This is a genomic window from Endozoicomonas atrinae, from assembly GCF_001647025.1.
GTDB classification, from domain to species: domain Bacteria; phylum Pseudomonadota; class Gammaproteobacteria; order Pseudomonadales; family Endozoicomonadaceae; genus Endozoicomonas; species Endozoicomonas atrinae.
The window spans coordinates 1-7,997 of sequence record NZ_LUKQ02000245.1 but is presented as its reverse complement, the minus strand read 5'-3'; the positions used below and the strand labels follow the sequence as shown (position 1 = coordinate 7,997).

10 protein-coding genes are annotated in these 7,997 nt (G+C 51.9%); all 10 read left to right on the top strand.

Annotation, left to right across the window (positions count from 1 at the left end):
* The first annotated feature begins 71 nt into the window (after positions 1 to 71).
* Entirely contained in the window at positions 72 to 1,034 is a 963-nt protein-coding gene (locus AK963_RS22775; RefSeq protein ID WP_066017713.1) for a head maturation protease, ClpP-related, read from the top strand.
* A 34-nt stretch (positions 1,035 to 1,068) separates the two neighbouring features.
* On the top strand, positions 1,069 to 1,449 hold the full coding sequence (locus AK963_RS22770) for a head decoration protein (RefSeq protein ID WP_066017712.1): 381 nt from the start codon (positions 1,069 to 1,071) through the stop codon (positions 1,447 to 1,449).
* A 137-nt stretch (positions 1,450 to 1,586) separates the two neighbouring features.
* Entirely contained in the window at positions 1,587 to 2,441 is an 855-nt protein-coding gene (locus tag AK963_RS22765) for a major capsid protein (RefSeq protein ID WP_083232848.1), read from the top strand.
* Positions 2,426 to 2,719, top strand: a complete 294-nt coding sequence (locus tag AK963_RS22760; protein ID WP_066017711.1) for a hypothetical protein — start codon at positions 2,426 to 2,428, stop codon at positions 2,717 to 2,719. The genes AK963_RS22765 and AK963_RS22760 overlap by 16 nt, the downstream gene beginning before the upstream one ends.
* Positions 2,709 to 3,305 (top strand): hypothetical protein, encoded by a 597-nt coding sequence (locus tag AK963_RS22755; protein WP_066017710.1) that lies wholly within the window; start codon positions 2,709 to 2,711, stop codon positions 3,303 to 3,305. The genes AK963_RS22760 and AK963_RS22755 overlap by 11 nt, the downstream gene beginning before the upstream one ends.
* Positions 3,283 to 3,693 carry a hypothetical protein gene (locus AK963_RS22750; RefSeq protein WP_066017709.1) on the top strand — a complete coding sequence of 137 codons (411 nt, stop codon included), beginning with the start codon at positions 3,283 to 3,285 and terminating at the stop codon, positions 3,691 to 3,693. Before AK963_RS22755 ends, AK963_RS22750 begins: the two co-directional genes overlap by 23 nt.
* 38 nt (positions 3,694 to 3,731) lie before the next feature.
* Complete coding sequence (locus tag AK963_RS22745; protein WP_066017708.1) at positions 3,732 to 4,475, top strand: phage tail tube protein; 744 nt, start codon at positions 3,732 to 3,734, stop codon at positions 4,473 to 4,475.
* A gap of 15 nt (positions 4,476 to 4,490) precedes the next feature.
* Entirely contained in the window at positions 4,491 to 5,660 is a 1,170-nt protein-coding gene (locus AK963_RS22740) for a tape measure protein (RefSeq protein ID WP_066017707.1), read from the top strand.
* Positions 5,661 to 5,711: 51 nt separating this feature from the next.
* The gene (locus AK963_RS22735) at positions 5,712 to 7,460 is read left to right on the top strand and encodes a hypothetical protein (protein WP_139117596.1); all 1,749 of its coding nucleotides are present in this window, start codon (positions 5,712 to 5,714) and stop codon (positions 7,458 to 7,460) included.
* Positions 7,460 to 7,849: a hypothetical protein gene (locus AK963_RS22730; RefSeq protein ID WP_066017705.1), complete on the top strand. Its 390-nt coding sequence runs from the start codon at positions 7,460 to 7,462 to the stop codon at positions 7,847 to 7,849. The genes AK963_RS22735 and AK963_RS22730 overlap by 1 nt, the downstream gene beginning before the upstream one ends.
* Positions 7,850 to 7,997: the final 148 nt, after the last annotated feature.

Sequence of the window (7,997 nt, the reverse complement as noted above, 5' to 3'; positions counted from 1 at the left end):
AAATCAACATGCCCAAAACCTTCGGGTAGCTGTGGTCGACGAGACATCTGTTCCAGATAAAATGCTTGGTAATGATGCCTGAGCATAGCTGGATTCAGGTTAAGGATTTAGAAATTACGATTGGTATAATTGGTGACTGGGCCGGGTTATCTGCAAGGCAGCTGGTCAGTAACCTGAAAGATATTGATGCGGATGAAATCACCGTCCGGATCAACAGCCCCGGTGGTTCCGTGTTTGACGGCATCGCCATTTATAATGCCCTGCGTTACCACAAGGCTCATATCAATGTTCGAATTGAAGGGCTGGCCGCCAGTATTGCCAGTGTGATCGCTATGGCAGGCGACACCGTTCATATGGCCACAAATGCACTGCTGATGATCCACAATCCCTTTAGCTGGGTGGGTGGTGATGCTGAAGAGCTGCGTAAAATGGCGGATATGCTGGACAAAACCACTGAGGTGATTGCTCAAACCTATGCCAGCTGCAGTGGTCTGGAGGTGACCGAAGTCATCAATCTGATGAATGAAGAAACCTGGTTCACAGCGACCGAAGCGGAAGGTCATGGTTTTGTGAATGTAGTGGATGAGGCGGTTCAAATGGCTGCTCACTTTGATCTCAGCGCGTTCAACCATGTGCCACAGCCTTTGGTGCAGATTCCTCCAGAAAGGGAAGAAGAGAAAACATCGGCTCATGCGTTGGCAGTGATGACCCTCTGTAATAAAGCCGGTTACCCGGAAATGGCAGAAGCATTTATTCGCAATGACCAGGGCATTGAAGATGTGCAGCGTCGTTTGGCGGAGTGCGAAACCATCAAGTCCATCTGTGCCGCTGCCCGTTGTACTGATAAAGCGGTAGCCTATATCCAATCGGGAAAAAGTGATGAACAGGTGAGAATTGAACTGTTTGATCTGCTGACCCGGGATGACGATGTGCTGGATAGCACCCTGACACCCAATCAACAGGAACAAATCATCAAGCCTCTGGTGGATACCCAGGCTGTCTACCGCAAACGCAACCAGACAAACACTGCTTAACCCTCCAAGCCTTCCAATCAAAGGAATTGAGACCATGCCTGTCATGACAGAGCCGGTGCATACTGGCGAATTTATCGTGTCCGAAGGAAATAACAGCATCAGCCGCGAGTTGGTTGAATTATCTCCGGACCTCATTTTGCTACCCGGTACCGTTCTGGGTAAAAACACGGCCACTTCTGTTTACGGTCCACTGGATCCGGCTGCAGACACTGGCATGCAAATGGCAGCCGGTGTGGTCTGGGATCATGTCAGCACCGATGCGACCGGTGGAGAAGCCGTCATCATTGCCCGGCTGGCAGAAGTGCATCAGGACCTGCTGGTGTGGCCGGACGGCATCACTGAAGAACAACAAACCACGGCCATCGAAGAGCTGGCTTCTCTGGACATCATTTTACGACAAGGAGAATCCGCATGAGCTTGCTGGATATTTTTAACGACGATGCGTTCAGTTTGACCAGCCTGACTGCCACCCTGAATGATCAGCCTTATAAGCCGGGCCGCATCGGTGAACTGTGACTGTTTACGGAAAGCGGCATCAATACCACCACCGCCATGGTGGAGTCCCGTAACGGTGAGTTGATCCTGTTGCCTACCTCGGAGCGCGGAGCGCCAGCGCCTCAAGCCAAGGGTGGTAAGCGGAAGGTGCGCAGTTTTGTCATCCCTCATATCCCTTATGACTCCACCATCGTGGCGGATGAAGTACGGAATGTTCGGGCTTTTGGCTCTGAGAGTTCTCTGGAAGGGGTAAGGACGGTGGTCAATCAACGGTTATCTGAGATGAATGCCAACCACGAGGTGACTCTGGAGCATTTGCGGCTGGGCGCCATCAAAGGTCAGATTCTCGATGCCGATGGCAGCTCAGTCATCTATGACCTGTTCCAGGAGTTTGGTGTCAGCCAACAGACGCATACCTTCAAGTTCAGCGATGCAGCCACTGAGGTGCGCATTCAATGTGTGAAGCTGCGCCGGAAAGTGGATCAGGCCCTGGGGGCTCAGCCTTATTCAGGGCTCAGAGCGTTTTGCGGTGCTGACTTCTACGATGCACTGGTTGGTCACGATTATGTGAAGGATGCCTACCACCGTTACCAGGACAGTGCCTTGCTGCGCAATGACCCCAAATCCGGGTTCCGCTTCGGCGACATTGATTGGGAAGAGTATCGGGGTCAAGTCGGTGATATTCCCTTTATCAAATCTGATGAGGCTTATGTCATCCCGGAAGGCACTGGCATCTTCCGTACCTGGTTCGCTCCGGCAGATTTTATCGAAACAGTGAACACCATCGGTTTGCCCCGTTATGCCAAGCAGAAGATTCTGGACTTTGATAAAGGCGTTCAGCTGCATACTCAGTCCAACCCGCTGCCCATCTGCCTGAAGCCCCGGGCGGTGATCAAATGCAAGATGAACTGAGTGAACTGAACCGGCAGGTGCTGGCTACCTTTGGTCAGCCGGTGATGGTATTTCGGGGAGAATCTTTACTGATAGAAACCCGAGGTATCATTTCCAGAGAGCTGGTACCTGTCGGGCAGTTTGATTCGGTTTTGCAGACGGTCACCGTGATTAGTCTGCCTGCGGATCTGAAACTTCAACGGAGCGATGAAATCCAGGCAGCGGACCAGCAATGGATCATTGATCGCAAACTGAAAGACGATGGCCAAATGATCTGGTGGCGACTCCATGAAGCTTGATCTGGAATTGGATAGCACTGTCGATGAATTGATTGATCAGTTTGATCATGCACCGGAGAAAGTCAGCAAAGCCATTGCTCGCTCACTGCGCAAGCTCTCTCGATTTGCCGAACGGCGAGTATTACGGGAGTTGGCCAGAAGACAGAACATCACCCAAAAGGTGTTGAAGTCTCTGGGGCGTGTGAGGGTTTCACTGTATCAGCCAGGAGATAGGGCAGGGCAGAACTATAGCCTGATTATTTGGATTGGTGCTCTCGATATTCCGGCTCATTATCTGGGTAAACCCATCCAGACCAGAAGCGGTGTCCGAACCGGTCCTCGTTTTTGGGAGGGCGCCTTTTTGATGCGCCCCGTCAACGCCACTCACTCCATGGTGTTTGAGCGGAAAGACACCTGGCAGCATAAATTCCAGCGTTCCAAAAAATCGGGTCGTATGATGTGGATGGGGGTGCCGTTGGAAAAGAAAGAAATCTCAATCTGGAGCTCGGCCAGAACAGTATTACAACAGCTGGAACCGGTTTTACTCGACCGGTTCACTACCTTGATGGAGCAGGAACTCAACTATGCCTTCGACATCGAGTCCTGAAGCCAGAATTGTTGAAGCGCTGGTTTATCGCCTGACGGAAGTCACTCCTACCGTTTTATTGGGTTACACCGCACTGGGGTTGGATGAGGAACTACCCAAGCCTGCCATTCTGGTTCAGTTGGAATCACTCCAGGAGCAGGAGCGGCAGGGGCGTCGGGTCAAGATGCAGATGAATCTCAATGTCAGCGTTGTCATCAAAACCAATGAAGAGAGTACCTATGCCCTGATGGATCTGACCCGCTCAATCAGGGCGTTATTTACTACCGGTGAGCGATGGGTTCCTGAGGCCCGAAGTACTCAGCTCAGTGAGACCCAGTTCGATATTGCCCCCAATCCCGGTCAACTCTCTTTTGCAGACATTCAGCTGATCATTGACGTCATTCTCTGACCTCCCATTCAACAATTAATCAAATGCAGGAGCATCCTATGTCCACGGTGGATCGTAGCTTTATCGGTGCTGGCAGTATTCATATTCAGCCCTATGACCAATCGGCCCCCTTGTTGCCCATTGGCAATGTCAGCGAGTTTACCTTCAGTTTTGAAGAGGATCGCAAGGAGCTGAAAAACTACCTGGGTGGCGGAGGTAACCGTAATGTGATCAGTCGGGTGTCGGGCATTACCGCCAGTGTGGTGGCTCATGACTTTACGGCGAGTAATATTTCTCTGGCATTGCGGGGGACGGTCAACCAGGCAAGCACTACTGCGATTACCGATGAGCCTTTGGTTAGCCATGGCGTAGCCAATGAACTGATTCCCTTTAAACGGCTACCGGACCTTAATCAATCCATCACGGTAAAAGACAGTCTGGATACTACGCTTGTTGCCGGTGATGATTATGAACTGACTCAGTCAGGTATAAAGGTTGTTGATGGTGGGGGTATTGATAATCAGGGGATCAAAGTCAGCTATACACCACTGGCAACCAACATGGTTCAGGCACTGGTGGAGTCCGGTCGTGAGTTTGTGCTTTTTATGGAAGGTCTGAATGATGCCCAGGAAGGGCTGCCGTTTAATATCCGGGTCCATAGAGTGAAGTTTTCACCGGTGCAGAACCTGGGCTTTATATCCGATGACTTTGCCAATATTCCTCTGCAGCTGGATGTGCTGTCCGATCCTACCATTACCGGCCAGGGCTTAAGTCCGTTTATGCAGTTGGATCTGGCCCAATAACCCTCCGAGTTTCCTATGCCTTCCATCAAAGAATCCGCGCTTCGGCTGGTACTGAAAGCGCGGGATACCCTGTCACGTCCAGTTAAGCAGTCTGCTGCCTCCCTGGAATCCCTGCGCAGTACAGCCAAATCCCTCAAGAGCCAACTCACTGAGCTGGAAAAGCAACAAAGATTGCTGTCGTCTTTCCAAAAGCAGACGTCTGCTGTGCGTGAGACAGGCCGGGCTTTTCGTGAAGCAGAGGCCAGGGTTGAAAGGTTGGCCCGGGAATATCAGCAGGCGGAGAAACCCACCAAAACGCTACAGCGCAGGCTGGAGTCAGCTCGTAAAGCGGTCGTGTCAGCCAACCAGTCATACCATCAGCAGCGACAGAAGTTGGCTGAATTGCGCAAAAGTCTGAGCCAGATGGGACTTTCCAATCGCCAGCTTGCCCAACAGCAGGAACGAGTTGCACAGGAAGTTCGGGAAACTTCAGCGGCTTTCCAGAAAGCCAACACCCGGGTCAAAGAAGCCTCAAAGAGTTTCAGATGTTCCGGATTGAAAAACATCTCCAGGGATGCGGAGCGAGCCTCTGGCAGCCTTGGTCGTTTATCCAGGCGATTTGCGGGCTTGGTCGCAGCAGGGGCAGGCCTGTACACCATCAAGCGTGGCATTGAGTCCATTCTGACCACTGGCGATAAGTTTGAGCGCCTGCGTGTTCAGCTGGAAGCCATTATGGGTTCCAGGGCGGAAGGTGAGCGGGCACTGGCCTGGATTAAGGACTTTACCCGCAACACGCCATTCCAGTTGGAAGAAGTCTCTGAAGCGTTTGTCCGGCTGAAAGCTTTTGGTCTCGATCCCATGGATGGATCTATGCAGGCCATTGTCGATCAGGCTTCCAAGCTGGGCGGCGGGATGGAGCGGCTGAATGGCATCACGCTGGCCGTGGGGCAGGCCTGGGCAAAACAGAAACTTCAGGGAGAGGAGATTCTACAGCTGGTAGAGCGTGGCGTTCCGGTGTGGGAATTACTGGAAAAGGCTACGGGCAAAAATGTACAGGAGTTACAGAAGTTGTCGTCTGCCGGGAAGTTGGGGCGGGATACTATCGCTTTGCTGATTGCCGAAATTGGCAAAAGTGCTGAAGGCGCAGCGGCCAAAAATATGAGCTTGCTGTCCGGTTATGTCAGCAACCTGAAAGACAGCTGGTAGCAGTTCCTGGCTGAAATTGCCGACAGTGGTGCTCTGGAGTACACCAAGAATTTGCTCGGGTCGATCACCCTGAAAATAGAGGCGATGAATCAGGACGGTCGCTTGCAGGCTCTGGCGAAAAAGATCAGCGATGCTTTTATTGCCATGGGCGAGGCCATTCAATCGGCGTTGTCTGGACTTTCTTTTGACGGGTTTGTTTCAAAGGTAGAAACCAGCTTTGCCACCCTCACCACGGTGATGGATAAGCTGAAAACCACCTTTACGGTAACTGGCAATACCGTCACTTTCTTTTTCAACAGTTTTACGCTGGCGGTGAAAGGTTTTGCGACCGCATTTCTCTATACCATCGGAGAAATCATCTTCGGCTGGGGCAAGCTGGCAGAGGTCGTAGGTGCTGACTCCATTGCCAAAGAGATGCAGGCAACCACTCAGTACCTGCGCTCTCTTGGCAAAGAGTTTGCCAAACAAACCGCTGAAGATGCCAATGCCGCCAAAGACGCATTGGTGGGTATTTATGAGGCCCTCTCGAAAAACCATGAGCAGGCACAAAAAGACATTCGTCGTGAAAGCAAGGTAACCTGGGATCAGATCAGTGAGGAACAGGAGCGCTACCGGGCAGACGTTGAGCAGACTGGCAAAACCGCAGAGCAAGCAGCAGCAACCACCAAAGCAGCGTTTACCGATGCAGCGGATGCCATCAACCAGATCAACGCTGCTGAAACCCGCACCGAATTAGCCAGCCTTGGTGTGGCTCTGGCAGAAGCCTTTTCTGCCGGAACACTCTCTCAGGAAGAATACACCCAGGCACTGGAGGCCAGTAGCCAGAAGCTGGCGCAGCTGAAAAAGGAGGCGGAAGGCACCAGCCAGAGTATTGATAAAGTCACCGAGGCTGGCGAACAACAAACCGCAGCTCTTGAAGACACCGCTTCCATTGCCGGAGTAATGGCCGGTCATTACAGCACACTGGCCGAAGAACTACAGGGCATGAGTGGTGCGGCGCACGATGCCTTTGTGGCCATGAACGGCGTTGGTAACGTCAACACCAAGGAGGCGATCAGCAGTATTGCCGAACTGAAAAGTCAGCTGGAAGAAACCAGAGAAGAACTTAACAAGCTGCAGCACTCCTATACCTTCGATGTAACCGGCATCAGCAGTTGGATGAATGAGACTGCGAAAAATGCTGCTTATGTCAAAAGTCAGTACTTAGAACAGAAGATCGCCCTCGAAGAACTGTTAGAGAGTTATGAACTCGGCGGCTCCACAGCAAGAAGCTTTCTCCGTCAGGGCGAGCGAGCCGCTGATACGATGAACCTCCTGAACAATCAGGATTTAGACCGCCTCAACAATGCCATTCGCTCGGCAGAGCAGAGCATGGACAGTTTGGGCGACAGTTCCCGGAATACCCTCAATAGCCTGCAAGATGAACTGGATGAATTACAGGGCAGGCAGTCGGACATTGAGCAACGCCGTTATCAAACGCAGCGTGACGATCTGAAGGCACAGCAGGCCGAGGCTATCGCCAAAGGGGATCAGGAGGCGATCAAGAATATCACTTCTGCCCTGCGGATCAGTGAGCAGATTTACAACGAGCGTCGACGGCAGGCCAACAATGAAAAAGCCCAAACCCTCCGAGAGAGCCAGGTGAGTACATCGGCACCAACCACCCGAACCACACAACCGGCTCCGCAAAAAATTATCCGGCTCGAATATCCCGGCGGTGCAGTCAATGTCGGCATTGATTCAACGGATGAAACCAAACTGCTGGAAGCTCTGAAAAACGCAGGCATGAGGACGGTCTGATGCAACTGGACACTATTACCCTCCCGGACGATCTTCTCTGGATCAATGAGTTTGAATGGAACCCTGTCGAGCAGAATACAGAGCGAAGCCTGACTGGTGCTTTGCTGATTCAGGAAGGGCAACTAACCCACGGAAGGCCAATCGAGCTATCTGGCAATGGCGAGGCCGGTTGGGTATCCCGGCTGACGGTCAAGAACCTGTTTGCTCTCTCCAAAGCGGCCAATAAAACAATGACTCTAACGCTCCCGGATAGTCGGCAGTTCTCCGTCATTTTTGATCGGTCTAACGGTGCTCCTGTAGAGGCACAGCAAGTATTACCGTTTGCCTATCCAGAGGACAGCGATCAATACCTTCTGACCCTTCGTTTGTTGACCGTTCACTCAGGGTGAGATGGGTTCGATCGGGACTGCAAATATTCCTTCAGTTTGACGACTGAAAAGCGGGGGGGGGGGTAGTACCATCTAAATTTTTACTGGAACTCTGGGTCGTTTCAGCTAAATTAGAAGTCAGTGGTAAATCACCTGAGTTATTAGCTAA